Source organism: Chryseobacterium sp. SORGH_AS_0447 (assembly GCF_030818695.1).
Taxonomy (GTDB): Bacteria; Bacteroidota; Bacteroidia; order Flavobacteriales; family Weeksellaceae; genus Chryseobacterium.
Map to the genome: position 1 here is coordinate 505,333 of NZ_JAUTAR010000001.1, position 24,576 is coordinate 529,908.

The following is a 24,576-nucleotide window of genomic DNA, read 5'->3' on the forward strand; positions in this document are numbered from 1 at the left end:
CCGTGTTTAAATTTCTATGAATTTCTGGAAAAACCCGAATCTGTCCTGGAACAGGTCCGATTTTTCATCAGAGTAATATTTCTGCACAATGCGGTAATCGTACCGGTCGAATGTTTCATCAATAGAACTCAGATTTTCATTGCTGATCTTTATCGTCACCTGGATCACCTCATCGGACATGAAACTGATGAATGCGCCGTAAAACTTGGAGTTGTTGCTTTCCACGATATTGGCGATTTCCGTCATGGAATATTTCCTGGCCGGCGTTTCAATAGTGAGGATGGCCCCCGACTCCGAAAACAGCGGATATTTTGAAAAATCCTGGAAAATATCTTCACAGCTGATGTAGCCCAGATACTTTTCCGCCTTGTTGATCACGGGAATCACGTTGGAGTTGAACGTATAAAACAGCCGGATGCTGTCCATGATATTATTATCCTCCAGAATCGCAAAACGCTCGATCTGATGCTCCAGCTCTTTCAGGGTTCCTTCTTCTTCATAAAGGAAATCCTGAGCCAGGGCACCATAAAAGTGATGGGATTTTTTGATGAAAATATGAGAATATCCAAATGCTTCTAACATTTCCCTCGCTGATTCTATCGAGTCAGAAAGGCTGAAACACGGGAAGTCTTTTGAGATATAGTCTTTGATAAACATTGTGCTAATTTATAAAAAATTAAACGAAACTTTTTCTGAAATATTGGTTTTTTTTCTGAAAAATTAAAAAAAATAAATTTAAAATTTGTCCGTGACGAAAAAAGAAGTATCTTTGTCGCCTTTCATTTTTACTTTTTATTAGATTTATTTCAAACTGCAAGGTCTCTAAGACATATGCAGTTTTTTTATTTTAAGCCCTTTGCAAACTCCCACATCACGATTCCGCCGCATACGCTTACATTTAAAGAATGCTTGGTCCCAAGCTGCGGAATTTCAATAAAAGAATCGATATTGGGTAAGGCTTCATCGCTGATTCCTTCTACTTCATTTCCTAAAATCACCGCATATTTTTTAGTTTTATCAACCGTAAAATCGGTGATCATTTTACTGTTGGAAGTCTGTTCGATGCCGATGATTTCAAAACCCTGAGATTTTAAATCGCCAATGGTACTGTTGATATCGTTTTCATAGCTCCAGTCTACACTTTCCGTAGCTCCCAAAGCCGCTTTGTGGATCTCACGGTGAGGCGGCTGCGGTGTAATCCCGCAAAGGATAATTTTCTCGATCAGAAAAGCATCCGCGGTTCTGAAGGTGGCTCCTACATTATGCATGCTTCTGATATTGTCTAAAATAACGATCAACGGAATTTTTTCGGTAGACTTAAAGGTTTCTACGTCAATTCTGTTCAGTTCTTCCAGTTTTAATTTATGTACCAATTTTATTTTTTTTGCCAAAATTAGGTATAAATATTTACGATTTCCAGCCGGAAACGGATTTATTATTTGGGGGATTCCATGATCTGATGGACATTTTTCTCAATATTCTGGGCAATGGTTTCCATCGGAATGTCGTTTTCATCATTGTTAAAAGGATCTTCAATTTCCTCGGCAATCAGCTCAAGGCTCATCAGAACGTAATAAATAAATACGGTAAGGGGAATAATGTAATTGCCGATATTGATAACATAGGCAATCGGCAAAGCCAAAACATACAGAATAATAAACTTTTTAATGAAAGACGAATAAGAATAGGGGATCGGGGTATTTTTGATTCTCTCACAGCCGCCGCAGACATCCAGAAACCCGGAAAGCTGGGTATCCAGGTACAGCATTTCAACATCCGAGATCTTTCCTTCTTTTTTCAGCAGGTTCAGTTTCTGGCTCAGCAGGATAATCAGTTCGCTTGGCCCGTGGTTCCTCAGCTCTTTTTCAATTTCGGAGTAATCTTCATCCAACGCAAGCCTTGTGGATTCTTTCGAAAGGTGTTTTGCCAGAAGATGCGGAAAGAATTTCAGGTAGCGCGTAATCTGTTCGGTATGCTGCCGGTCATCACCCAGAATAATGCGGACCTTTATCGCAAAGTTCCGGGTATCATTTACTAATTTTCCCCAAAGTTTGCGTCCTTCCCACCAACGGTCATACGCTGTATTTGTTCTGAAAACCAGCAATAAAGAAAGAACGAAGCCCAGCAGGGAATGGATGAGCCCGACATTGCTGATGCCGGATTTTGAATTCAGCCGGAAATATTCGATTTCCAGATATTCCACGCCCCAGGAGTACAGCCCAACCAGGATCATGCTCGGAAAGAGAATCTTTAAAGTATCGCTTTTATGAAGGCTGAAAAGGATTTTCAGGAAATGTTTGGTGTTGTAAACTCTCATAGATAAGATTGTTCCCACAAATATAATTTTTTCATTTTATCCCGGCTTTACGGGAAGCCGTAATTTTTTTCAGCCAGGCTGATGGTTCTTTGTGATAAAAATTATTAAAATGGGATACTATAGAAAAGGACATTATAAAAAAGACGGAACCTGGGTAAGCGGACATTATGTAAGTACATTCGGACGCGGGAGAAAAAGAGCCAAAAGTCCGCAAGGCTGTGCGGTCGTGATTTTCGGTGGCCTGATCTCTCTGCTCATTTATTTTTTAAACTAAGGGATGATGGGATTTGGTGGGAAATGATAATTGATAATTCTCTTTAAAATTTTTCAGGATTTCAAAAAAATACTATTTTTAGTCTCATAAATACCACACAAAATGATTCTAGAAAACGTAGATGTTGTTACCGATATTAGTAAAGAAGATTTTCAGAAAAATTATTTTAAAAAGCAGAAGCCGCTCCTGATCAAAAATTTTGCGAGCCGCTGGGACGAATTCGAGCAATGGAATTTTGATTTTATCCGTGAAAAAGCCGGTGAGCAGGAAGTTCCGCTCTATGATAACAAGCCTGCGGATGCCAGCAAAAGTTCGGATGCTCCTGTTACCAAAATGAAAATGAAGGAATACATCGATACCATCAGAAGCAGGCCTTCGGATCTCCGCATTTTCTTTTACATTATTACCGACCGGCTGCCGGAATTGCTGAAAAACTTTACCTATCCGGATCTGGGAATGAAATTTTTCAAACGTCTTCCCACTTTATTCTTTGGTGGCAGCGAGGCCCATGTGCTGATGCATTACGATGTCGATCTGGGCGATTTTCTGCATATTCATTTTGAAGGGAAGAAGAAAATTTTATTGTTCGACCAGAAGCAGTCTGCTTTTTTATATAAAGTTCCGTTGTCCGTACATACCGTATACGATCTGGACTATGAAAACCCCGATTACGAAAAATTTCCGGCACTGAAGTACGCCAGAGGCTATGAAATTTTTATGGAACATGGCGACGCCCTTTTTATTCCCGGAGCTTTCTGGCATTTCAACCGCTATCTGGAACCGGGGTTCTCGATGTCGCTCCGTGCCCTTCCGAATAAGCCTGGGGTTTTCGCCAATATGCTATATCATGTATTTGTCATGCGGTATACCGATAAGCTGATGCGGAAACTGTTCAAAGCGAAATGGGTGGATTATAAGCAGAAGTGGGCGTATAAAAGGAGTTCGAAAGCTTTGTTGAATTTAAATAAGTGATTTTTTTACGGAAATATTTGATAAATAATTTACCATGTAAAAGATGCAAATTGGTGATCTTGGCTAAGTGAAACGGCTTTGCAAACTTAAAGCAGTTCATAGTCATAAAATGTTTGCGAGCTCTGCGTTTAAACCAAAACAAATATCTAGCTTTTCAAAAACTTTACTTCTACTGTTTTATTTCCTATTTTTACCGTCCCAATTTAAGAAAAGATTTTAATGGCAAAGGCAGCGAAAAAAGAAACCCCGTTAATGACCCAGTACAATACCATCAAGGCGAAATACCCTGATGCGCTTTTGCTATTCCGGGTAGGGGATTTTTATGAAACTTTCGGGCAGGATGCCGTGCGGACTTCTCAGATTTTAGGGATCGTTCTTACCAAAAGGGCAAACGGAGAAGGGCATATTGAGCTGGCTGGATTTCCACACCATTCCGTGGATTCCTATCTGCCGAAGCTGGTAAGAGCCGGAATGCGGGTAGCCATCTGCGACCAGCTGGAAGATCCGAAAACGGTTAAGGGAATCGTTAAAAGGGGCGTTACGGAACTGGTGACGCCCGGCGTTACCTTTAACGACCAAGTGCTGAATTCCAAAAAGAACAATTTCCTGCTTTCACTTCATAAAGAAAAAGAGAAATTCGGGATTGCTTTGGTAGATATCTCCACCGGGGAATTCCTGGTCAGCGAGGGAAACCTGGAAAAACTGATCCATATTGTCAATACTTTTGATCCGAGTGAAATTATTTACCAGCGAAGCGTTCAAATCCCGGAACAGCTTAAAAACAGGAGTGCCTTTAAGCTGGAAGACTGGGCCTATCAATACAACTTTGCGTACGAAAAACTGACGAATCATTTCAAAACCAATTCGTTAAAAGGCTTTGGGATTGAAGGCCAGCAGCTGGCGATTACGGCAGCAGGTGCTATTTTTGCTTACCTGGTAGAAGATACACACCATAATTTGCTTTCTCATATTACCAAGATCCAGATCATTCCGCAGGAGGACTTCCTGATGATGGATCATTTTACGCTGAGAAACCTTGAAATTGTGTACCCGAGCAATTCACAGGGAAAATCTCTGCTGGATATTATCGATAAAACCTCAACGCCGATGGGCGGAAGGCTGTTGAGGCGGAGAATTATTTTACCGTTGAAATCTGTTGCTGAAATCAACAGAAGGCTTTCTTTAATTGACTTTTTAAACGAAAACGATCAGCTTAAATATGAAATTTCCCAGTTGCTCAAATCCATTTCGGATCTTGACCGGCTGATGGGAAAACTGGCAGCAGAAAAAATCTGTCCTAAAGAATTGGGATACCTTCGCCAGAGTCTGATCAATATACAAAAAATTAAAGCTTTGCTTCATCCGCATGCCGATGTATTGGCGTGGCTGGATCCTCTTTATGACCAGGATGAACTGATCAAATGCCTTCAGAATCACCTGAACGACGAACTGCCGGTGAATCTGGCAAAAGGAAATGTGATCAAGAACGGGATCTCAGAAGAACTTGACACACTGAGAGGCTTACAGTCCAAAGGTAGAGGCTTCCTGGATGAAATGTGCCAGCGGGAAATCGAGAGAACGGGAATTTCCAGCTTAAAAATTGATTTTAACAATGTTTTCGGATATTATATTGAAGTCCGGAATACCCATAAAGACAAGGTTCCAAGCGACTGGCTGAGAAAACAGACGCTGGTAAATGCGGAACGCTACATTACGGAAGAGCTGAAAGAATACGAAAACCAGATTCTCGGTGCGGAAGAGAAAATCGGAGTGCTGGAAAACGAGCTGTACCGAAATGTCTGTGCCGAGACGATGATCTACATCGATCATATTCAGGAAAACTCCAATATTATTGCGCAGCTGGATGTGGCTGTGGGACTATCCGAATTGGCCGTTTCCGAAAGCTACACCAAGCCCGTATTAACGGAAACTTTTGCCATCGATTTAAAAGAAGCAAGACACCCGATCATTGAAAATGCACTTCCGCTCGGTGAAAAATACATCCCGAACGATATTTTCCTCGATAAAGATTCGCAGCAGATCATTATGGTCACCGGGCCGAACATGGCGGGTAAATCGGCGATCCTCCGTCAGACTGCAATTGTCTGTTTGATGGCGCAGATCGGAAGCTTTGTACCGGCGAAACATGCGGAAATCGGGATTTTAGATAAAATTTTTACCCGGGTAGGTGCTACCGACAATATTTCTGCCGGGGAATCAACCTTTATGGTGGAAATGAATGAAGCCGCCAATATCCTCAACAATATTTCCGAACGCAGCCTGATCTTATTGGATGAAATTGGCCGCGGAACTTCCACCTATGATGGGGTTTCCATCGCCTGGGCTATTGCAGAATACCTTCATCAGCATCCTACGCAGGCCAAGACGTTATTTGCCACGCATTATCATGAACTGAATGAAATGACGGTGAATTTCGAAAGGGTAAAAAATTTCCACGTTTCCATTCAGGAAAACAAAGGCAATATTATCTTTTTAAGAAAGCTGGTGCCGGGAGGAAGCGAGCACAGTTTCGGGATTCATGTGGCCAAGTTGGCCGGAATGCCTGCAAAAGTGGTGAACAGGGCGAATGAAATCCTGAAGACCCTGGAAGCCAGCCGTACCCAGAGTGGAGGTTCTTCAGAGAAGATCAAAAGAGTAACCGAAGAAAATCTGCAGCTGTCTTTTTTTCAGCTGGATGATCCGGTGCTGGAAAATATCAGGGAAGAATTAACGAAAATCGACATCAATACCTTAACGCCGATTGAAGCATTGATGAAACTGAATTCGATTAAAAAGATGATTGGCGGATAATGTTCATTATTTCTTATTAATAGAAATGGTGAGAGGTATACGAAATCTATATCGCACTTTTTCTCCGTCTATCTCAGCAGGAACCCATTTTTGGGTTATTTTTGATACTGCTCGTAATGCTTCAGTATTAAAACTTTCATTGGTTCCGGATGCCTTTATTTCTGTCATCGTTCCATCTCTTTCAATAACAAAAGTAATTTCACAGAACTCTTTTTCTAAATTGCTGGAAATTTTTCGGGATTTGAAATTTTTGACGATTGTATTTTTGAATACTGCGAGACCCAGGGGATAATATGCCGGCTTTTCAGCGTCAATGATTACTTTACCATTTTTTCCTACCATCATAAGTTCATTCAGTTGAGTGGTTTGGACCGGCTGTTCCTGAGAAAAAATTAGACTATAGAAGAATACACTGAAGAATAATACGATTTTCATCATTAAAGTTTTTGCAAAAATAAACTTTAATGGTGAAAAATTTAATACTTTTTCAACGTCAGAGGAAAAGTATAAAGGTAACGTACCGGCTGACCGTTGATTGTAGCAGGTTTCCATTTTACAAACATTCTCCGTACTGCAACTTCAGCAGCATGGGAATGTTTCGGATCGCTTCCCAATGCGGTTACATATCGTACATATCCTGTTTTTTCCACGATGAGATAAACTCTGGTATCAATTTTCCTGGACTTTACGTCGATAACGTCCATTTTATCGGCAAATTCTTTTTTAAAATTTTCCATCCCGCCGGGGAACTCTGCCGGTGTATCTGCTTTAGTAACGGCATCATCCAGCTTCATTTTTGTTTTGAGGATCGCGTAATTTGGCAGTTCTCGAACGGAACCATATTGCTGTGCAAAAAATGAAATGCTTACAAACAAGCTTACAATAAATAGGAACTTCTTCATATCTGCAAAAGTAAATATTTTTTAGAATAGCAAAAATAAAGCCGGATTTTTCTTGTGATCTTTCAGTGTATCTTCCTATTTTATGCGATTTATTTAATTTTGTGAAAACGAAATAATACCTGTTACAAGTGGAAAAACTCAGATTTCAGTTTCATTATCAGTATTTCCTTACCACTGTATTTATATTCCTCATCGAAGTTTTAATCGCAACGGTGCTTAATCATATGTTCTTCATCAGGGCCTATCTCGGTGATGTGATTGTCGTGATGCTAATCTATACTTTTATCAAAAGTTTTTTCAAGATTCAGCATGATATAAAACTGATTTTAGGAATCCTCATCTTTTCTTTTACCGTAGAATTTGCACAGTATTTTAATATCGCGGAAAAGCTGGGCTTTCAGCCGGGAAGCATCCTGTATATTGTGGTCGGAAATTCATTTTCCTGGCTTGATATGTTGTGCTACGCCGTTGGATGCCTGCTGCTTTTTGTTTTTGTGAAAACTACCGGAAGGCAGAACACCTAACAGAAAATTTACCGTCCGAAGCTGTCATATTTATCTTCCGCATATTTAATAAAGCGGTTCAGTAGGGCAACATTTTCCTTTTCCATCGGTGTCAGGTCCTGATCTACATTATTGGAAACCGGGATATACCAGTCGGTCTGCTCAAAGAAATTGCGGTACGTCTGTTTTTTGAAAGCATAGCCGTGTCTGGCGAAGACGGCATTTTTAATGATTTCCAGATCCAGCTTTCTGAGATTTTTCAGGTCTTTCTCCGTAAGCCGCTGTCTGGAAGCATTGATTTTAAAAACTGCATCGGAAGCAATTCTGTTTTTAGAAACCTGATACGTTTCCGTTTTTCCGGTCTCATCATCGGTGTATTTTTCTGCGAAATCTTTCGGGTTTTCCCAATCGATGAGGTCGTTGTTTTCGCTGAGCATAAAATTCGGATTGTATACGAACTCTTTTTTCAACAATTTTAAAGTCTTCTGTGGAGATTTTACGGCTGTTATATTGAAAGCGCTCCATTTTCCGGTAAGGCTGTCGTTGTTAAGTTTTACTTCAAACCGGCCGTCACTTTTGTCGGTTCCCGGTTCATCCAAGACAAAAGTTTTTGTAGTCTCATTGAAGATCCCGCGAAAAGGCCGCTGGTTTCCGTTAATGATGCTTTGCCCGTAAACACTGTCTTTGGTCATCCTGTTGATTTTCAGGGAAAGCCTCTTGTAAACGTCTCCTTCATATGCTTCACCCATCTCCGGGGTAATCATCTCTTTTCCGGCAAAGTCGCCCATATAAATCCCATAATATTCTTTATGAATTTCCGGTGCAACGGCAGTATCTTTTTTTTCAGCAGGCTGATTTTGATTCTTAGTGGTGTTATCAGCTTCTTTTTTACAGCTTGTCAGAACAGCAGCCAACAGGCAAAAGAATATTAATTTTAAGTTTTTCATGTGTAGGTCAGATGTAATTTAGTAGGCTTAAAGATCGTGAAATAATAGAAATGAAAAAGACTTACAGGTATTTTTTTGCAATTAAATATTCTACTAAATGAATGTTTGGGATCCAGCCGAGCCAGGCAATAACCTGATAAACATCCATCGGATCCGGGTGGAATGCATAAACGATAATGACCTTCCACATCCTTAGGGTAATGGCAGAAATGGTAAAGGCAAAGCTGCGCCACATCCATTGCTTGTGGGCTTCAAATTTTTTCTGTCGTGCCAGCTTATATGCTTTGAAAGTCGAAAACCACCAAAGACTACCCAGCATAACAAATGAAATTTTGGAATACAGCCCGCCGTTCGCAAAAATCCCCATATACATCCCGGAAGGAGCTGCCAATATCAAAATCAGAAAAATATATATCTTTCCAACATTCCTGTGAAAATTTTTTATTCCAAAATCCTTTCTGAGGATGGCTAAAAATCCACTGAGCAATACGAAAATGCTGGTGTAAACATGGGTGTAGAAAAAATAAAGGTATTCCGGCCGTTGGGTCACTTCCGTCTGCTTGATCATGAGGAAGCTGACGTCAGGTCTCAATGGAATATATTCCAATATAATTTTAAGCATCAGCCAAAAGAAATACCCGAATCCTGCAATAAGAAGGATTTTTAAAAGATTGGATTTACTTCTTTGGGCTGAAAGCATAGAATATGAATCTTTTAAACACGAATATCGCAAATTTTTTCACCAATATTCACAAATGATATGGTGCTATTAGTGAAGATATTCGTGACGTTTGTGTTTAAATTATGCGCATTGAACACATCAGTCAAAAGAATTACCTGAATTTTAGAGCAGGAGATTTGAGTTTTTAAACACGAATACTGTAAATTTTCTCACCAATCTTCACAAATAATATTGTGTTATTAGTGAAAAATATTAGTGCAATTCGTGTTTAAATCATTTCGCATTGAGATCCTGCGCAATCAGCCACGCCTCGCTCCAGCACGCCTGGAAATTAAATCCTCCGGTCACAGCGTCGATGTTCAGCACTTCTCCGGCGATGTAGAAATTCGGTAAAATTTTTGAAGCCATATTTTTAAAGTTAATTTCCTTTAAATCAACCCCTCCGGCAGTTACGAATTCATCTTTGAATGTCGATTTTCCGGTCACCTGAAATTTCTTTCGGCATAAGTTTTCAATAATGGTCTGCATTTCTTTGCCGGAAAGATTAGCTACCTGCTTGTTGAGGTCTACTTTAGAAACTTCTAAGATCCTCTGCCAGAAACGGTTGGTGATATCGAAAATTTTCGACTGTCCGATGGTTTTCTTCGGATTGGACTGTCTGAATTTTTGAAACAGTACTTCCGCGTCCTCTGTATCTTTGGAAATAAAATTCACTTCAATTTCAAAGTTATATTTCACTTTCGCTAAATTAATGGCTTCCCAGGCTGAAATTTTCAGGATGGCAGGGCCCGAAAGACCCCAGTGGGTAATCAGCAGCGGCCCGCTTTCTTCGGTTTTAAGCTTTGGAATCGATGTTTCTGCCATTTCAAAGCTGGTTCCGGCAAGATCTTTCAACAAATCATCTTTGATATTGAAGGTGAAAAGAGAAGGCACCAGATCCACGATTTTGTGTCCTAAGCTTTCAATCATTTTCAGCGATTTCGGAGAGCTTCCCGTGGTGTAGATCACAACGTCCGCTTCAAAATCCCCCAGGCTTGTTTTTATGAGGTATCTTTCGTCCAGCTTTTCAATTTCTTTTACGGAACACTTGGTTTTTACCTCCACTTTTTTCTGTTGAGTTTCATTCAGCATTGCAGTGATGATGCTCTGGGAAGAATTGCTTTCTGGAAAAACGCGGTTGTCGTTTTCTATTTTCAAGGCAATATTTCTCTGCTCAAACCAATCCATCGTGTCGCCCGGCTGAAACTTGGTAAATACGCTGAGCAGTTCCTTATTTCCCCTGGGATAAAACTGAACCAGCTCCCGCGGGTCGAAACAGGCATGGGTAACATTGCAACGGCCGCCTCCGGAAATCTTTACTTTCTGGAGAACATCCGAATTCTGCTCGAGAATGGTTATTTTATACTGGGTTTCGTCCAGGTTGGCGGCACAGAAAAATCCGGCAGCACCACCTCCGATAATGATAATTTGCTTCATAGTTTTTTAATCTTATGCTCAAGATTATTTTTGCAAAACTACAATTTTTATAAACCATCTTATTTGAGTAATTTTGAAGAATGTAATTTTTCGATTAAACCGGGAAATGATAACCACAAAAGTCACAAAAGCTTTTAACACATTGGGTACATAAAATTTTAGTCACTTAATCTGCGTATAATTCAGATCACAGAAGAGTAAAATCAAAGATTTTCAGAATTATGCTGTTTCTATGGGTTAAAAGAGAAGTGAAAAATTTTGTGGTAAAATTTAAGTTCATATTTAAAACAAAATTTAAATGATATTCTACCATACCTTTGAAGTACGCTGGAGCGATCTTGATGCGAATAAACATTTGGCCAATTCATCTTACGTGCAATACTGTGCGCAGTCGAGAATGGCTTTTATGACCAAAGAAAAAATGGGTGTTACCCAGCTCAGCCGATGGGGAATCGGGCCGGTGATCCTGCACGAAAGATATTCGTTTTTTAAAGAAATCTATGCCGATCAGACGGTGATCGTAAGTCTGGAAATCGACGGATGTGCAGAAGATTCTTCCATTTACCGTTTCGTTCACAAATTCTATACACCTGATGGTGAACACTGTGCAACGGCTGAAGCAACAGGGGTGTGGATCGATATGATGCTGAGAAAAATGACGACTCCACCGGATGACGTGGTAGAAGCCATGAATAAATACAAATCTCCTGAGACAGCGGTTCTTACGAGAGAAGATTTCAAAAACCTGCCATTCCGCCCGGAAAATATAGATCCGGCAGCATTTGCTAAATAAATGATGATTGATAAAAGATGACTGATTTCGGTCATCATTTATTATTCATTACCAATTACTCATTACTGATAAATAAAAGATATGTTTGAAGATAAAGAACCTGAACTGACGCCGATTTCCAAACTGGGAGAATTCGGACTGATCAAACACCTGACCGAATTTTTTCCTTTGGCCAACGATTCTTCGGAGCTTGGCGTAGGAGATGATGCAGCGGTCATTAATCCTGAAGGCAAAAAAGTAGTCCTCACGACCGATGTGTTGGCGGAAGGTGTACATTTTAATCTCGGATATGTTCCGTTGAAGCATTTAGGCTATAAAGCGGTGGTGGTCAACCTGAGCGATATTGCTGCCATGAATGCTACACCTACCCAGATCCTGGTTTCCCTGGCGGTATCCAACCGTTTTCCGGTGGAAGCTTTGGAAGAAATCTATTCAGGAATCCAGGCGGCTTGCGGAAGGTATAAAGTCGACTTAATTGGCGGAGATACAACGAGTTCCAATGCCGGTCTGGTGATGAGCATTACCGCCATTGGAATAGAGAACGATGAGAATATCGTTAAAAGAAGCGGGGCAAAACCTAATGATCTTCTGGTGGTTACAGGCGATCTGGGAGGTGCTTATATGGGACTTCAGATCCTGGAAAGAGAACATGCGGTGTTCCTTGCAGATCCGAATATGCAGCCGGAAATGGAAGGCTACGATTATATTCTGGAAAGACAGCTGAAACCGGAAGCAAGAACGGATGTAAAAGGCATTCTGGAGCAGCTGGATATCAAGCCAACGTCCATGATTGATATTTCGGACGGCCTGGCTTCGGAGATTCTTCACCTTTCGGATCAGTCAGAAGTAGGTTTCAGGCTGTATGAGGAGAAAATCCCGATGGACAACCTGACGATCACTACCGCAGATGAATTTAATTTAAACCCCGTAATGGCGGCTTTAAGCGGAGGAGAAGATTACGAACTGCTGTTCACGATTTCCCCGAATGATTTCGATAAAATTAAAAATCATCCGGATTTTACCATCATTGGTCATGCCGTAGCCAAAGAAGATGGTAATTTTATGGTGGCAAGAGGTTCCAACCAATTGGTGGCATTAACGGCGCAGGGCTGGGATGCTTTTTTGGGGAATCAGCAAGAATAGATTCCTTTTATACAGAAAAAAAACCACTGCAATGGCGGTGGTTTTTTGTATCTTATTTTTCCGGGATTAATCCTTTTTAATATCAGCTTTTGCATCCTGATAAGTTTTATCTACTGCATTTGCTCCCTTCCTGGCTGTTTTCTTAGTCCATTTTGCTGCGTCTTTTACCCCTTTTTTGGTAGCCTCATACCCTTTTTCAGCTGTTTTGCCGGTCCATTCTGCGCCATCTTTAGCAGCCTTGCCTACTGTTTTAGCATCTTTTTTTATTTCCTGCTTTACTGAATTGGTTTTTTGTGCTGATATGCCGATTCCGAATAAAAGAATCACGGCGACTGAATATAATCTCTTTTTCATTTTAAATTTTTTTGTTTTAAAAATTTTCAAAAATCAGACCATTAATTTATAAAAGATTGGGATATTTTATGATGTTGGATTTATAAGAATAATAGGTGGCAAGTTTGTATCGTTAAGTAATTTAAATATTCAAAAACCAGCTCAAGCGAGCTGGTTTTCTATCTGTATGTTAAGGTTTGGTTTATGCTTTAGCAATATTCAAAATTACCTCCATAGCTTTTTGCATACTTTCCAGCGCCACATATTCATACGGCCCGTGGAAGTTGATCCCTCCGGCGAAAATATTCGGGCAAGGCAGTCCCATATAGGATAATTGTGCACCGTCAGTTCCTCCGCGGATGGCTTTGATCTTCGGTTCAATTCCTGCTTCTTTCATCGCTTTGGCTGCAAGATCCACGATGTGCATTTTGCCTTCAAATTGCTGCTTCATATTTCGGTACTGCTCTTTAATTTCGATTTCAGCCGTTCCTTCACCGTGCTTCTGATTGAATTCAGCAATTTTTTCTTCCATAAATTTCTTTCTGGCTTCGAACTTATCGGCATCATGGTCACGGATAATGTACTGCAGTTTGGCTTCGGAAATATCGGCATTTAAATCCATTAAATGATAGAACCCGTCAAATCCTTTCGTCGTAGCAGGGGTTTCGTTGGCAGGAAGCATCTGGGCAAACTCAGAAGCCAATAGGGCGGCATTTACCATTTTTCCATACGCATAACCCGGGTGAACGCTCAGTCCGTGGATCTTTACCACGGCTCCTGCGGCGTTGAAGTTTTCGTATTCCAGTTCACCGACTTCTCCGCCGTCCATCGTGTAAGCGAATTCTGCCCCGAATTTAGCCACATCAAATTTATGGGCACCTCTTCCGATCTCTTCATCCGGTGTAAAGCCTACGGCAATCCTTCCGTGCTTGATTTCGGGATGCGCCATTAAATATTCCGCTGCGGTAACGATTTCTGCGCAACCTGCTTTATCATCGGCTCCTAGAAGGGTATTTCCGTCGGTGGTAATTAAGGTCTGGCCGATGTATTTTTTTAAGCTTTCAAATTTTGAAGGCGATAGCGTGAATCCGGTGGTCTGGTTCAGTACCAGGTCGTTTCCGTCATAATTTTCCCAAACCTGCGGCTTTACGTTTTCCCCGCTGAAATCCGGCGACGTATCGTAATGTGAAATAAATCCGATGGTGGGCTGATTATCATTTTCAAGGTTGGAAGGTACATAGCCCATAATATAACCGTTCTCATCAATCGATACATTTTCAAGCCCGATCGTTTTCAGTTCTTCTGTGATGTATCTGGCGATATCCCATTGTCTTTCGGTAGATGGAGTGGTTTCGCTTTCGGCATCACTGGTTGAATATATTTTTACATAATTAAGAAAACGGTTCAGCAGCTTTTCTTTCCACAAAGGGTTGAATTCTATTGCGCTCATTGTTGGTATAAATTTCCCGTAAAGTTAGCAATTTTGAGGTTCAGAATAGGTTATTTGTACTTCAGGATGAGGTGATAAGCGTAAGTAATTAATGTAATTGTTTGAATTTCAGTTTTATATTATAGTTGCTGATATCTTTCCTGAACTTGTTTAGTTTTATTATATTTGAGAAAATCTAAAAGTAAAACATGTTTCTTACTGAATGTCCGCGTGATGCAATGCAGGGGTGGGGAGAATTTATCCCGACTGATAAAAAAATAGATTATATCAATTCTCTGATGGATGTGGGATTTGATGTTCTGGATTGCCTGAGCTTCGTTTCTCCCAAAGCCATTCCTCAGATGGCCGATTCTGCGGAGGTCGCGGAAAATATCGATAAATCCCGTTCCAATACCAAGGTCTCTGCCATTGTTGCCAATTACCGGGGAGCAGAGAAAGCCCTGAAACACCAGTCGGTGGATATCATCGGTTTTCCATTTTCCATTTCCGAAACTTTTCAGCACCGGAATACCAATAAAAGCCAGGAAGAAGCCTTCCGTGAGATCATCAGAATGCTGGAACTGGTAGGAAAAGAGAACCGGCAGCTGAACATTTATTTCTCGATGGCCTTCGGAAACCCTTACGGCGAAATGTGGAAATGGGAAGATGTGGACTTCTGGGCCCAGCGGTTTTCTGAAATAGGAGTTAAAGATATCTTACTGTCCGATACAACGGGTGTTGCAACGCCAGAAACAATCTCGATTTTATTTGAAAAAATTCCTTCAAAATATTCCGGGATCAATTTCGGAGCTCATTTTCATAACCGGTACGAAGAATCTTATTCTAAATTAAAGGCCGCTTACGATCAGGGCTGTACGAGGTTCGACAGTGCGATTAAAGGAATCGGAGGCTGCCCGATGGCCAAAGATGATCTCGTTGGAAATATGCCTACGGAACAGGTAATCAATTTCATGAGCGTGGAGAAAGCCAGCCATAAATTGAACCTGTTAAACTTTGAAAGTTCGTACAATAAAGCAAAAGATATTTTTCATTTTTAAGTAAAAATTTTCCTAGCTTTAATAAAAATTAAATAAAATGACTTCAAAAATTACCTATATCGGAGATCTGAGATGTTCGGCAGAGCACTTACAATCCGGAACGCTTATCGAAAGTGACGCTCCGACGGATAATCACGGAAAAGGGGAGAAATTTTCTCCGACGGATCTGTGTGCTACTTCTCTAGCCGAATGCGCCCTGACGACCATTGCGATTTTAGGCAAAGAAAAAAACATCAATATCGACGGCGCGTATTGCAACCTTCAGAAAATTATGAAAGGCGAGCCCAGGAGAATAGGTGAAATTGTGTGTAATTTTGTTTTTTCAGAATCCTATTCCGATGAGGAAAAAGCATTTATAGAGCGAACAGCCCATAATTGCCCGGTTGCGAAAAGTCTCCATCCGGATCTGGAACAGACCATGATTTTTATCTATCAATAAAGAAATCAGGCCGTGGAAATTTCTGCGGCTTTGATTTTATAAAAACCTTAGCTATGCAACCTATTATTTTGCCATTCGCATTCAAACATCTCCCGAAAGAAAATCTGATCATTATTGATGCCAGAGCTGGAAAAGATAATCATCAAAAGTATCTGAACAAACACATTAAAGGAGCCAGGTTGATCGATTTGGATAAAGACCTCGCAGAAATCGGTGGTGACGCTGCTTTCGGCGGAAGACATCCGCTTCCGGAAATCGGAAAATTTGCAGAGACGCTTTCCCGCCTTGGAATTTCGGAAAAGGATCATATTATTGTTTATGATGATAAGAACGGTTCGAACGCTGCGGCAAGAGCCTGGTGGATGCTGAGATCCTTTGGTTTTGAAAAAGTTCAGGTGCTGGATGGCGGAATTCAGAATGCAGAAAAACAGGGCCTGGAATTTTCTGATGGTGAAGAATCTTTTGAAAAAGTGGAAGTCATTAAGAAAGAAAACTGGCTTTTCCCAATTTCAAATTTGGAAGATGTTGAAAATGAATTGATAAATCATTCTTCAACCGTCATTGATGTTAGAGATGCTTACCGTTATAACGGCGAATCCGAACCTATCGATCTTGTGGCAGGGCATATTCCGGGAGCCATCAATATCCCTTTTTCCGAAAATCTTGATAAAAGCGGAAACTTTCTTTCTCCTGAAAAACTGTGGGAAAAGTATATGGAATTCCTGAAGGAAAGCCCTGAACATCTGATTGTTCACTGTGGTTCCGGCGTTACTGCATGTCATACTGCTTTAGCTTTGGCTTATGCCGGCTTTCCCGTTCCGGATTTATACATTGGCTCATGGAGCGAATGGAGCAGGAGGGAGGGAAAAGAAATAGCAAAAGAAATATAAACAATAAAGGCGGCCATTTTGGCCGCCTGATTTATCTGTAATCCATTTTAAAGCATTCCAAGCTCAAATTTGGCTTCTTCGCTCATCATATCTTTGTTCCAGCTCGGCTCGAAAGTAAGTTCCAGATCCACGCTTTTTACATTTTCCACTTCAGCCACCTTATCTTTTACTTCCTGTGGGAGGGTTTCTGCAACAGGGCAGTTGGGGGTTGTGAGTGTCATAATGATTTTAACATCTGCATCATCGGAGATCTGAACATCATAAACCAAGCCCAATTCGTAGATATCCACCGGAATTTCAGGGTCATATACGGTTTTTAAGACACCGATGATTTCCTCACCGATATCAGCAATCTGATCGTCTGTAAATTTCATTTTTTAATCTAAATTGATGTACCTTTTCAACAAATCTTCCTGACGCATGCGCCGGAAAACATTTGCCAAAGTTAAGACATCTTTTTCACAATAGTCAACTATTCTTTGCAAGTCTTTCTCTATGTAGTAAATTGATGAAACCATTGAGCCGTCGATATCATCTTTCGGGGTCGGGATTCCGAAAACATGGGCGAGCAGTTCCAGGGAAACAAAACTTTTATAATCCCCGAACTTCCAGAGCTCCATTGTGTCGATATGCGGGATTTCCCAGGGCTTTTTTCCGAACATCTGGAATGGGGTAGGAGGCATCATTCCATTGATGAGATACCGCCGGGCAATCCACGGAAAATCGAATTCCTTTCCGTTGTGCGCGCAGAGGATCACTTCCCGGAGCCTCGGGCTGTTGAAAATTTCGCCAAATTCCAGCAGCAGCTTCTTTTCGTCATCATCGGCAAAACTTTTGATCTTTAGGGTGTCATTTTTCTCCAGCATCCCGATCGTGATGCAGATAATTTTACCGAATTCCGCCATGATGCCGGCTCTTTCCACATAGAATTCTCCTGCGGTAACCTCTTCTTTTCTCTGGAATCTGGTCTTTTTATCCCAAAGCATCTGTTCGGCTTCCGACAGTTCTTCCCATAATCCGAAGCCCGGAACGGTTTCAATATCAAGGAATAAGATTCTTTCTAAAGGAATTTTATGTATCATTTTTTTTGTGTTTTAGCCAACCTGCATTCCGTTTTTTGTCGGCAGGGATGGCGTTAGAAGCGTAACATCTTTTTTATCTTCACCATACAGTCCTAAAACCAGGCATTCGCTGAAAAAATTGGCGATCTGCTTTTTAGGAAAATTCACCACAGCCAGGATCTGTTGTCCGACCAATTCTTCTTTTTTATATAATGAGGTAATCTGTGCGGAAGACTTTCTAATGCCCAAATCTCCAAAATCTATTTCCAGCTGATAAGACGGGTTTCTTGCTTTTTCAAAATCGCTTACGGAGATAATGGTCCCGCAGCGGATATCTATTTTTTCAAAATCGGTCCAGGAAATTTCCGGTTTTATATTCATAATCATTCTGCTTTTGTGACGGTATTTTCTGAATTTGAAGTAAGGCCGGCTGCTTTCAGGCTGCCGGAAGTCATCAGAAAATGTTTTAACAAATGTATTAAAATAATGAAAGTTAGAAAATGCTTTTTAAAACATAAAAATTTTAGCATTAATAATCAGTGAGTTAATAAATATTTGGGCTCTATTGAATAAGTTGCATGCAGGATTTCTGTAAAGAAGGATTTATACTCATGAGTACTCAGAGGAATAATGTTTAATGCTAAAATCAAAAACAATGAAGAAACAGAAAGTACTTCTATTTTTAACGGCTGCCTTATTTGCCGTGTTAGGAATCTCTTTAACCTCCTGTATGAACGATCAGTACGAACCGATCCCGGTGAAAATAAGCGACATCAACGGAAATTATAAAGCCCGGCTGATAACCTCACAGGGAGGAATGTTCAATGAAAAAATCATTGATTTTACCGCAAAGGATTCAATAATAACTTTTAAAGATTTCCCGGTGAAAGAAATTGTAAAAGCTGTTGTGGCAGATCCGGTAAAAGCCGACACCGCTTTGGCGCACCTGGGAAAAGTAGAATACAAGCTCGATTATACCTCCAAGATCAATACGGACCAGAATGTAATTGAACTTACTTTTGAACCCCAAACCCTGGTTCTCCAGATCGCGGTAGACGGGACTGTAAGAAATACGGTAGTGAAGCTGATATCCAAGCAGAAAGGATTTTTTGTAGGTTACGACGGATCGATGAGGTTTGGTCTGGAAGCGGAAAAGATAACCGTAGACGGAACGGACCTCCCATCTTATCAAACCATAAAATATGAGGTGCCGATCAGTATTAAGAATTAAAATAAGGGTATCATAAAGACAAAGGAAGTCTCCGGCTGAGGCTTCCTATCTTTACAGGATGATAATAGAAGCTGAATGATTGATAATTATTAATGGAAGAAAATCAGGAGCAGATTTTGGTAAGCCGCCTTTTGCAAAAGGAAGAAGCGGCCTGGAAAGAACTTTTCGAAGTGTATTCAGGCAGTCTTACTTATGTCTGTTCACGGTATATCTTGGATAGAGAAGATGTTCATGATGTTTTGCAGAACAGTTTTGTCCTGATGTTCCGTTCGATTGCGTCTTTTGAATACAGAGGAAAAGGTTCTCTAAAGGCCTGGATCACAAAAATTGTAGTCAACGAATCTTTAAAGCACATCCGAAAAAATCCTGATTTTAAAACCGTGGGCGAAGATTTTGAAATTGCGGATGAGCCGCAGGATGACGAGCCGGATCTGAGAGAAATTTCGCAGCAGATGATTATGGAGCTGATCCGTTCTCTCCCGGAAGGATACCGCACGGTTTTTAACCTGTTTGTTTTTGAAGAAAAAAGCCATAAAGAAATTGCGGAAATCCTGGGAATTGCAGAAAATTCTTCCACTTCGCAGTTTCACAGGGCAAAATCAATGCTTGCCCGGAAAATAAAAGAGTATAAAATGTCTAAAGCAATGCCCTATGAGCGATGAATGGTTAAATGATCTGCGCAGAAAAATGGAAGATCATACGGAGGATGTTCCTGACGGATTGTGGAGAAATATCAGGGACGAATTGTTTGAGGAAGAGGAAGGGAAGAATATAATTCCCGGCCTCATAAATGATGATCTGAAAGCGCAGGTAAGGGCTGCTGAGACGGTTAGTCCTAAACCTTTATGGTATCGCATGGGCGGGGTTGCGGCGGCCGTTGCTGTATTCTTTATTCTGGGCTGGCTTATTGGTTTTGATCTGAATAAAACAGGTAACAATGAGCCGGAATATGTTTTAAACCGAAAAAGTAAGGTTCAAAAAGAAACAGATTCTTCCGGTAAAATATCGGGAAAACAAAATGTTAAATCTGCTGAAAATGCAATCGTGATAAAAGGTAATCCCGCTGAAAAGCAGCATCATGCCCTGACCCGGAATATTTCTGAACCTTTTTTAACATCAATAAAAACGGAAAGAGCAGGCCTTTGGATTAAATCTGTTTTTAAAACTCAGGAAGATATTAAAAATGAGAATTTTAAGCATCAAAGCAATCAGGCCTTATCCGCGGAATCTTATGCCGTTGCAGAGCAGGATGTAAACAAACAGCAAGAATCTCATGAACTTCTGACAAAAGAAGAAAGGGAATGGAAAGAAAAATTTGAAGAAGAGGAAAAGAAGAAGCTGGCCCGGAATAAGACCCGTAAACCGTGGACGGTAGGCATGCTTACCGGAAATGCTTCTTCAGGAACTACTGACCGGTTTCCGGGATACGCTACTTTAAACGGAGCCACGCTGAGTCTTCCTGAAATGTGGAGCTTGGATTATGGAGAAGATCCTTTGATGTCTATTCTTCTGGCGAACCAGGATAAAAAAGTGGATGCAACGATCAGGCACAAAACGCCGATTACATTCGGGGCTTCAGTTCTGAAAAATATCGGAAAAAGATGGAGCATAGGAACGGGAGTCAGCTATACAAAGCTTTCTGCAGAGCTTACCTCCGGAAATGGGGACAATTTCATCAGCAGCGAACAGAATATTCATTATGTGGGAATTCCGGTTCAGGTTAATTATAACGTCATTCAGAAAGGGTCTTTTACGGGATATGTGTCAGGAGGCGGAGCATTTGAAAAAGCGGTTTCAGGTGATCTGAGGACAAAATATATCGTTGATGGTGTCGTGAAAGAGGAAACCAGAGAAAAAGTAAGTGAAAAACCTGTTCAGGTTTCTGTAAATACGGCAGTCGGATTACAGCTGAAAGTCATCCGGAATATCGGGATCTATGCAGAGCCGGGAATAGGATATCACTTTAATGACAACAGTTCCTTAAATACCGTTTATAAAGAGAAACCTTTGAACTTCAATCTGAAATTCGGAGTTAGGATCTTGATTGATTAGAAATATTTTCTGTATCAGTTCAGTATAGCTTTTAAATAACAAATCACCAATAAAATAAATAATATGAAAACAAAACTTATGTTTTTCAGTCTTTTGCTTTTAAGCTTTTTATATGTAAAAGCACAGCAATGCACTCCAACGGTTACAAGCCCGAGATTAGGAACCATGTTTCCGGACAAGATCGTCTTTTGTAATTCAGAAACGGAAACCCTCACCACTACCCAAACGTACGCAACCTACCAGTGGTATCGGCAGGAATGGGACTGGCAAACCCCGAATACCAACCCGTGGGTTGCTGTTCCGGGAGCCACTTCACAGACTCTTACCATCAACGGAACGGATGATATGCTGTATTATTTCAAAGTGGAGGTTACACAGAACGACTGTACGGCAGAAAGCACCCCCATCCTTGCAGACGGCTACGCGTACGGACTTCCTTTCATGATGGCGGATTTTCAGCCGGGAACTTATGAAGAAATCGGGCCGGGCGAATACAATGTTTGTCAGGGAGCCTCGGTGCAGCTGAATGATGGCTTCCCGCAGCTTTACGGAGTCCACACCTGGTTCCGTTGTCTTCCGGCAAACAATCCGCCTTCACCGGCCGATCCGTGTATTATTCCCGGGGAAACAGGAGATTCTTACACAGCGACAACCACCGGCCATTACGGATTCTATGCCTGTACCGAATATTGCCCGGACCAATGCGAAATGCTGGGTGATTTTGCCTTTATCCAATTAAATTTCGGGAACTGGAGCAGCTGTGCAAGCCTTTCAACCGGGGAAACCCAGCCGAAAGAAAATGCCCTGAGCATTTATCCCAACCCGGCTTCACAGGTTATTTTTATCGGTAAAGCATCAGACAAAAAGTACCCGGAAGTTTCTATCATCGATATGTCCGGAAAATTAATCCTGCAGAAAAAAGACCATCAATACACTGAAGCAATCGATGTAAGCAGCCTGGTACCCGGAACATACATGATCGTCTCTAAAAGCTCAAACGGGAAACTGTACCGGAACAAGTTTATTAAAAAATAATGCGGCAACACCTGCGCAAATTTAGTTTTTTCAATAATCACCGTAGAGGCTGCTTTCAGAGCAGTCTCTTTTCATTAAAAATAAAAGCTGCCCCCGAGATTTGGAGGCAGCTTTGTTATTTATTCGGGTTAAAGATCTACTTTTTAATCCACCACTGACTGTCTTTCCGGTCGGAGCGCTTTACGCCATTGTTCAGCGTGTAGGCAAAGCCAACACCCAGGGTCTGTTTAAGCTGGGTCTTCTGGATCTGGTTGTGATCGTACATTAAATCAACCGTGATATTGGAAGAGATAAATTTGTTGACTTTTAAATTAAGTATCATTCCGTAGGCCAGGACGAGTCTTTCAGGATGATCCAGGTAATTGGAGAAAACGGAAGCCGTATTGGTAACGTTGATGTTTTCCATCAGCTTTACTTTATAATAAGCCGTTCCTAAGAAACCGTATTGAAGCAAAGAAGTGTCTCCGTCTGCTTTCAAGCCGTAAGTGCCGGCTACCTGCAGCTCTTTGTCCAGGACAAAAACCCATCTCGCGTTACTTGGCCGAAGCGTCACATTGATATTGTCATTCGGCCGGTAGGTGATTCCCATCCCGGCATTAACATAGCCGGGGGCCATGAAATTGGAGATTTTTTTGGCTCCGGGATTATTGCCGTCTTCGTATCCCGCAGAAAATTGCGAGAGTAATCCTGCCCCTGCCGAAAGGTACCAGCCTTTCGAAAATTTCCTTCCGTAGTTGGTGGAAATGTTGATCACATCCTGGGTTTTTCTTACGCCAAGCCCTTTCGTATCATTCTGTCCGTAATTGAGAAGAATGATGTTTTCCCAAAGATCCTTGCCTTTTTCGTAGGTAATGTTGTAATCCAGTGCGGCAAGCCATCCTACGTTGTTGGCACCTCCGCCCACCCAGTTGGAAAACGCTGCTTGATTGATCATTACAGACTGCTTTCCTATTACCGACCAGTGTTTTATGGTATCTTTTTTGACTGCTGGCGTATCGATGATCACTACCTGCGCACCGGCGAAAATTCCTAGAGAAACTGAGAGCATTACTAAAAACTTCTTCATGACTTCAAGATTTATTTTAATAAAAATTTCGTACAAAAATATTAAATATAAATTTTATGGATCCGGATTCAGGCTGCCCAAAGTTGCCGTACCTAAATTTTTAATGTTTTTTTAAGGTCTTCTCTGCTTCTCGTGACATGATCAAAGAGCCATAAACCTGAAAGTGAAGGAAATCATTACTTTTTGGCTGAAATCGATCCGCGATGAGGTCATTCGTCGACAAATTTTCCGAAATTTATCATTGGCTTTTCATTTGACATAAAATAGGCATGTTTAAAAATAATGTAATTTCCAAAAGAGCGGTTATCAACCCGTTGCTGATGCTTTCAGCCATGTGGCTGGGCTATTTTCTACAGTTGCACGGCTTTTTTGCAAGTTGCTTCGGAGCCATTATTCCTTTATTGCCGGAAGGGCTGCTGGGAATTGTTACGTCTCCGCTTTTACATGGAAGCCTGGATCATATTATCGGAAATTCCATTCCCATGGCAGTTCTGATGTTCCTGCTGTATGAATTTTATCCGCTGGTCGCCAATAAGGTTTTTATTATCGGCTGGCTGGCAACCGGATTTCTGGTGTGGCTCCTTCCGCCGATTGATATCATGACGGGCGAATATCTTTACACCTGCACCATCGGAGCAAGCGGGGTTGTTTATGTCCTCGCTTTTTTCCTTTTTTTCAGCGGTGTTTTTAAATGGAATGTAAAACTGCTTACCATTTCTCTGCTGGTGGTATTGTATTACGGAAGTCTTGTCTGGGGAATGCTGCCGGAAGAATTGTTCTCCAATCTTCAGGAGCCCAGTAAAATTGCATGGCAGGCCCACCTTGCAGGAGCTGTTGTAGGAATTATCCTCGCTTTTATGTTCAAAAGGGTAGGCGATAAGAAGAAAAGATACATTTGGGAATTCCCCAATTATTATAGTGAAAAAGATGATAAACTCTGGCAGGAATACAAAGAAAATCATCCCGAAGACTTTATGGAATTGCCTTACAAAAAGAAAGACGATATCTGGGACAGGCTGGATGAACTGAGAGGTAAAAATTATTGATTTATAGCTGTTTAAAATAGTTATTTGGTTAAAAGAATCTTCTTATTCATCAGTGTAAACATAAAAATTCTATATTTAAACCTGAACAGATTTTAAAAAATCTTTACATTTGTAAA

General features: G+C 41.0%; 28 protein-coding genes. 14 read left to right on the forward strand and 14 right to left on the reverse strand.

The genetic code is table 11. The features are described from left to right. Positions 1–6: 6 nt before the first annotated feature. The 3 genes from QE422_RS02480 to QE422_RS02490 all read right to left on the reverse strand — a co-directional run bounded on the left by QE422_RS02480 (position 7) and on the right by QE422_RS02490 (position 2,335). Entirely contained in the window at positions 7–657 is a 651-nt protein-coding gene (locus tag QE422_RS02480) for a CBS domain-containing protein (protein WP_307454865.1), read from the reverse strand. A gap of 185 nt (positions 658–842) precedes the next feature. After that, positions 843–1,373 (reverse strand): RNA methyltransferase, encoded by a 531-nt coding sequence (locus QE422_RS02485; RefSeq protein WP_307454866.1) that lies wholly within the window; start codon positions 1,371–1,373, stop codon positions 843–845. A gap of 62 nt (positions 1,374–1,435) precedes the next feature. Further along, positions 1,436–2,335, reverse strand: coding sequence for a bestrophin family protein (locus tag QE422_RS02490; RefSeq protein ID WP_307454867.1), 900 nt, complete (start codon positions 2,333–2,335; stop codon positions 1,436–1,438). A 91-nt stretch (positions 2,336–2,426) separates the two neighbouring features. On the opposite strand from QE422_RS02490, the gene QE422_RS02495 reads away from it, so the two are divergent. From QE422_RS02495 to mutS, 3 genes are all read left to right on the forward strand, one after another. Next, positions 2,427–2,591, forward strand: a complete 165-nt coding sequence (locus tag QE422_RS02495) for a hypothetical protein (protein ID WP_307454868.1) — start codon at positions 2,427–2,429, stop codon at positions 2,589–2,591. Between the two features lie 102 nt (positions 2,592–2,693). Then, positions 2,694–3,563 carry a cupin-like domain-containing protein gene (locus QE422_RS02500; RefSeq protein WP_307454869.1) on the forward strand — a complete coding sequence of 290 codons (870 nt, stop codon included), beginning with the start codon at positions 2,694–2,696 and terminating at the stop codon, positions 3,561–3,563. A 219-nt stretch (positions 3,564–3,782) separates the two neighbouring features. Further along, positions 3,783–6,374 carry a DNA mismatch repair protein MutS gene (mutS, locus tag QE422_RS02505; protein WP_307454870.1) on the forward strand — a complete coding sequence of 864 codons (2,592 nt, stop codon included), beginning with the start codon at positions 3,783–3,785 and terminating at the stop codon, positions 6,372–6,374. A gap of 6 nt (positions 6,375–6,380) precedes the next feature. Here the strand turns inward: mutS and QE422_RS02510 are convergent, their stop codons facing one another. Both QE422_RS02510 and QE422_RS02515 read right to left on the reverse strand, forming a co-directional pair. Then, on the reverse strand, positions 6,381–6,812 hold the full coding sequence (locus tag QE422_RS02510; protein ID WP_307454871.1) for an energy transducer TonB: 432 nt from the start codon (positions 6,810–6,812) through the stop codon (positions 6,381–6,383). 38 nt (positions 6,813–6,850) lie between these two features. Next, on the reverse strand, positions 6,851–7,276 hold the full coding sequence (locus tag QE422_RS02515; protein WP_307454872.1) for an energy transducer TonB: 426 nt from the start codon (positions 7,274–7,276) through the stop codon (positions 6,851–6,853). 128 nt (positions 7,277–7,404) lie between these two features. On the opposite strand from QE422_RS02515, the gene QE422_RS02520 reads away from it, so the two are divergent. After that, the gene (locus QE422_RS02520; RefSeq protein WP_307454873.1) at positions 7,405–7,800 is read left to right on the forward strand and encodes a DUF2809 domain-containing protein; all 396 of its coding nucleotides are present in this window, start codon (positions 7,405–7,407) and stop codon (positions 7,798–7,800) included. A gap of 8 nt (positions 7,801–7,808) precedes the next feature. Here QE422_RS02520 and QE422_RS02525 read toward each other — a convergent pair whose 3' ends face one another. From QE422_RS02525 to QE422_RS02535, 3 genes are all read right to left on the reverse strand, one after another. After that, positions 7,809–8,726 (reverse strand): YARHG domain-containing protein, encoded by a 918-nt coding sequence (locus QE422_RS02525; protein ID WP_307454874.1) that lies wholly within the window; start codon positions 8,724–8,726, stop codon positions 7,809–7,811. 61 nt (positions 8,727–8,787) lie between these two features. Further along, complete coding sequence (locus tag QE422_RS02530; protein ID WP_307454875.1) at positions 8,788–9,426, reverse strand: DUF2306 domain-containing protein; 639 nt, start codon at positions 9,424–9,426, stop codon at positions 8,788–8,790. A gap of 255 nt (positions 9,427–9,681) precedes the next feature. Then, the gene (locus tag QE422_RS02535) at positions 9,682–10,884 is read right to left on the reverse strand and encodes an NAD(P)/FAD-dependent oxidoreductase (RefSeq protein ID WP_307454876.1); all 1,203 of its coding nucleotides are present in this window, start codon (positions 10,882–10,884) and stop codon (positions 9,682–9,684) included. Positions 10,885–11,182: 298 nt separating this feature from the next. On the opposite strand from QE422_RS02535, the gene QE422_RS02540 reads away from it, so the two are divergent. Further along, on the forward strand, positions 11,183–11,677 hold the full coding sequence (locus QE422_RS02540; protein ID WP_307454877.1) for a thioesterase family protein: 495 nt from the start codon (positions 11,183–11,185) through the stop codon (positions 11,675–11,677). Positions 11,678–11,758: 81 nt separating this feature from the next. Next, positions 11,759–12,820: a thiamine-phosphate kinase gene (gene thiL, locus QE422_RS02545; RefSeq protein ID WP_307454878.1), complete on the forward strand. Its 1,062-nt coding sequence runs from the start codon at positions 11,759–11,761 to the stop codon at positions 12,818–12,820. 66 nt (positions 12,821–12,886) lie between these two features. On the opposite strand, the gene QE422_RS02550 is transcribed toward thiL, so the two are convergent. Together QE422_RS02550 and pepT are read right to left on the reverse strand one after the other, a co-directional pair. Continuing rightward, positions 12,887–13,204 (reverse strand): hypothetical protein, encoded by a 318-nt coding sequence (locus tag QE422_RS02550; protein WP_307454879.1) that lies wholly within the window; start codon positions 13,202–13,204, stop codon positions 12,887–12,889. Between the two features lie 151 nt (positions 13,205–13,355). Further along, the gene (pepT, locus tag QE422_RS02555; protein WP_307454880.1) at positions 13,356–14,603 is read right to left on the reverse strand and encodes a peptidase T; all 1,248 of its coding nucleotides are present in this window, start codon (positions 14,601–14,603) and stop codon (positions 13,356–13,358) included. A gap of 188 nt (positions 14,604–14,791) precedes the next feature. On the opposite strand from pepT, the gene QE422_RS02560 reads away from it, so the two are divergent. The 3 genes from QE422_RS02560 to QE422_RS02570 are packed head-to-tail and all read left to right on the forward strand — an operon-like array spanning position 14,792 to position 16,969. After that, positions 14,792–15,640, forward strand: coding sequence for a hydroxymethylglutaryl-CoA lyase (locus QE422_RS02560; RefSeq protein WP_307454881.1), 849 nt, complete (start codon positions 14,792–14,794; stop codon positions 15,638–15,640). 37 nt (positions 15,641–15,677) lie between these two features. Continuing rightward, complete coding sequence (locus QE422_RS02565) at positions 15,678–16,079, forward strand: OsmC family protein (RefSeq protein WP_307454882.1); 402 nt, start codon at positions 15,678–15,680, stop codon at positions 16,077–16,079. A 53-nt stretch (positions 16,080–16,132) separates the two neighbouring features. Then, positions 16,133–16,969, forward strand: coding sequence for a sulfurtransferase (locus tag QE422_RS02570; protein ID WP_307454883.1), 837 nt, complete (start codon positions 16,133–16,135; stop codon positions 16,967–16,969). Positions 16,970–17,016: 47 nt separating this feature from the next. Here QE422_RS02570 and QE422_RS02575 read toward each other — a convergent pair whose 3' ends face one another. Genes QE422_RS02575 through QE422_RS02585 form a run of 3 tightly spaced genes read right to left on the reverse strand, consistent with a single transcriptional unit; the run spans position 17,017 to position 18,411 of the window. After that, positions 17,017–17,343, reverse strand: a complete 327-nt coding sequence (locus QE422_RS02575; RefSeq protein WP_072962257.1) for an SUF system Fe-S cluster assembly protein — start codon at positions 17,341–17,343, stop codon at positions 17,017–17,019. A 3-nt stretch (positions 17,344–17,346) separates the two neighbouring features. After that, on the reverse strand, positions 17,347–18,051 hold the full coding sequence (locus QE422_RS02580) for a 3'-5' exonuclease (protein ID WP_307454884.1): 705 nt from the start codon (positions 18,049–18,051) through the stop codon (positions 17,347–17,349). Between the two features lie 12 nt (positions 18,052–18,063). After that, the gene (locus QE422_RS02585; RefSeq protein WP_307454885.1) at positions 18,064–18,411 is read right to left on the reverse strand and encodes a tRNA-binding protein; all 348 of its coding nucleotides are present in this window, start codon (positions 18,409–18,411) and stop codon (positions 18,064–18,066) included. Positions 18,412–18,685: 274 nt separating this feature from the next. Between QE422_RS02585 and QE422_RS02590 the strand changes: the two genes are divergently transcribed. The 4 genes from QE422_RS02590 (at position 18,686) to QE422_RS02605 (ending at position 22,348) form a co-directional block, all read left to right on the forward strand. Next, the gene (locus QE422_RS02590) at positions 18,686–19,261 is read left to right on the forward strand and encodes a DUF4840 domain-containing protein (RefSeq protein ID WP_307454886.1); all 576 of its coding nucleotides are present in this window, start codon (positions 18,686–18,688) and stop codon (positions 19,259–19,261) included. Between the two features lie 92 nt (positions 19,262–19,353). Next, positions 19,354–19,923 carry an RNA polymerase sigma factor gene (locus QE422_RS02595; protein ID WP_307454887.1) on the forward strand — a complete coding sequence of 190 codons (570 nt, stop codon included), beginning with the start codon at positions 19,354–19,356 and terminating at the stop codon, positions 19,921–19,923. After that, positions 19,913–21,313: an outer membrane beta-barrel protein gene (locus tag QE422_RS02600; protein ID WP_307454888.1), complete on the forward strand. Its 1,401-nt coding sequence runs from the start codon at positions 19,913–19,915 to the stop codon at positions 21,311–21,313. Before QE422_RS02595 ends, QE422_RS02600 begins: the two co-directional genes overlap by 11 nt. 63 nt (positions 21,314–21,376) lie before the next feature. Then, positions 21,377–22,348 carry a T9SS type A sorting domain-containing protein gene (locus QE422_RS02605; RefSeq protein WP_307454889.1) on the forward strand — a complete coding sequence of 324 codons (972 nt, stop codon included), beginning with the start codon at positions 21,377–21,379 and terminating at the stop codon, positions 22,346–22,348. Positions 22,349–22,484: 136 nt separating this feature from the next. Here the strand turns inward: QE422_RS02605 and QE422_RS02610 are convergent, their stop codons facing one another. Next, the gene (locus tag QE422_RS02610) at positions 22,485–23,414 is read right to left on the reverse strand and encodes a DUF3078 domain-containing protein (protein ID WP_307454890.1); all 930 of its coding nucleotides are present in this window, start codon (positions 23,412–23,414) and stop codon (positions 22,485–22,487) included. A 269-nt stretch (positions 23,415–23,683) separates the two neighbouring features. Between QE422_RS02610 and QE422_RS02615 the strand changes: the two genes are divergently transcribed. Beyond that, positions 23,684–24,460 (forward strand): rhomboid family intramembrane serine protease, encoded by a 777-nt coding sequence (locus QE422_RS02615; RefSeq protein ID WP_307454891.1) that lies wholly within the window; start codon positions 23,684–23,686, stop codon positions 24,458–24,460. Positions 24,461–24,576 lie beyond the last annotated feature (116 nt).

What these genes read in the sequence shown, in the direction of transcription:
- QE422_RS02480 (WP_307454865.1), bottom strand. Translation starts at nt 657, where the DNA reads ATGTTTATCAAAGACTATATCTCAAAAGACTTCCCGTGTTTCAGCCTT.
- QE422_RS02495 (WP_307454868.1), top strand. Translation starts at nt 2,427, where the DNA reads ATGGGATACTATAGAAAAGGACATTATAAAAAAGACGGAACCTGGGTA.
- QE422_RS02500 (WP_307454869.1), top strand. Translation starts at nt 2,694, where the DNA reads ATGATTCTAGAAAACGTAGATGTTGTTACCGATATTAGTAAAGAAGAT.
- mutS (WP_307454870.1), top strand. Translation starts at nt 3,783, where the DNA reads ATGGCAAAGGCAGCGAAAAAAGAAACCCCGTTAATGACCCAGTACAAT.
- QE422_RS02510 (WP_307454871.1), bottom strand. Translation starts at nt 6,812, where the DNA reads ATGATGAAAATCGTATTATTCTTCAGTGTATTCTTCTATAGTCTAATT.
- QE422_RS02515 (WP_307454872.1), bottom strand. Translation starts at nt 7,276, where the DNA reads ATGAAGAAGTTCCTATTTATTGTAAGCTTGTTTGTAAGCATTTCATTT.
- QE422_RS02525 (WP_307454874.1), bottom strand. Translation starts at nt 8,726, where the DNA reads ATGAAAAACTTAAAATTAATATTCTTTTGCCTGTTGGCTGCTGTTCTG.
- QE422_RS02530 (WP_307454875.1), bottom strand. Translation starts at nt 9,426, where the DNA reads ATGCTTTCAGCCCAAAGAAGTAAATCCAATCTTTTAAAAATCCTTCTT.
- QE422_RS02535 (WP_307454876.1), bottom strand. Translation starts at nt 10,884, where the DNA reads ATGAAGCAAATTATCATTATCGGAGGTGGTGCTGCCGGATTTTTCTGT.
- QE422_RS02540 (WP_307454877.1), top strand. Translation starts at nt 11,183, where the DNA reads ATGATATTCTACCATACCTTTGAAGTACGCTGGAGCGATCTTGATGCG.
- thiL (WP_307454878.1), top strand. Translation starts at nt 11,759, where the DNA reads ATGTTTGAAGATAAAGAACCTGAACTGACGCCGATTTCCAAACTGGGA.
- pepT (WP_307454880.1), bottom strand. Translation starts at nt 14,603, where the DNA reads ATGAGCGCAATAGAATTCAACCCTTTGTGGAAAGAAAAGCTGCTGAAC.
- QE422_RS02560 (WP_307454881.1), top strand. Translation starts at nt 14,792, where the DNA reads ATGTTTCTTACTGAATGTCCGCGTGATGCAATGCAGGGGTGGGGAGAA.
- QE422_RS02565 (WP_307454882.1), top strand. Translation starts at nt 15,678, where the DNA reads ATGACTTCAAAAATTACCTATATCGGAGATCTGAGATGTTCGGCAGAG.
- QE422_RS02570 (WP_307454883.1), top strand. Translation starts at nt 16,133, where the DNA reads ATGCAACCTATTATTTTGCCATTCGCATTCAAACATCTCCCGAAAGAA.
- QE422_RS02575 (WP_072962257.1), bottom strand. Translation starts at nt 17,343, where the DNA reads ATGAAATTTACAGACGATCAGATTGCTGATATCGGTGAGGAAATCATC.
- QE422_RS02580 (WP_307454884.1), bottom strand. Translation starts at nt 18,051, where the DNA reads ATGATACATAAAATTCCTTTAGAAAGAATCTTATTCCTTGATATTGAA.
- QE422_RS02585 (WP_307454885.1), bottom strand. Translation starts at nt 18,411, where the DNA reads ATGAATATAAAACCGGAAATTTCCTGGACCGATTTTGAAAAAATAGAT.
- QE422_RS02590 (WP_307454886.1), top strand. Translation starts at nt 18,686, where the DNA reads ATGAAGAAACAGAAAGTACTTCTATTTTTAACGGCTGCCTTATTTGCC.
- QE422_RS02595 (WP_307454887.1), top strand. Translation starts at nt 19,354, where the DNA reads ATGGAAGAAAATCAGGAGCAGATTTTGGTAAGCCGCCTTTTGCAAAAG.
- QE422_RS02600 (WP_307454888.1), top strand. Translation starts at nt 19,913, where the DNA reads ATGAGCGATGAATGGTTAAATGATCTGCGCAGAAAAATGGAAGATCAT.
- QE422_RS02605 (WP_307454889.1), top strand. Translation starts at nt 21,377, where the DNA reads ATGAAAACAAAACTTATGTTTTTCAGTCTTTTGCTTTTAAGCTTTTTA.
- QE422_RS02610 (WP_307454890.1), bottom strand. Translation starts at nt 23,414, where the DNA reads ATGAAGAAGTTTTTAGTAATGCTCTCAGTTTCTCTAGGAATTTTCGCC.
- QE422_RS02615 (WP_307454891.1), top strand. Translation starts at nt 23,684, where the DNA reads ATGTTTAAAAATAATGTAATTTCCAAAAGAGCGGTTATCAACCCGTTG.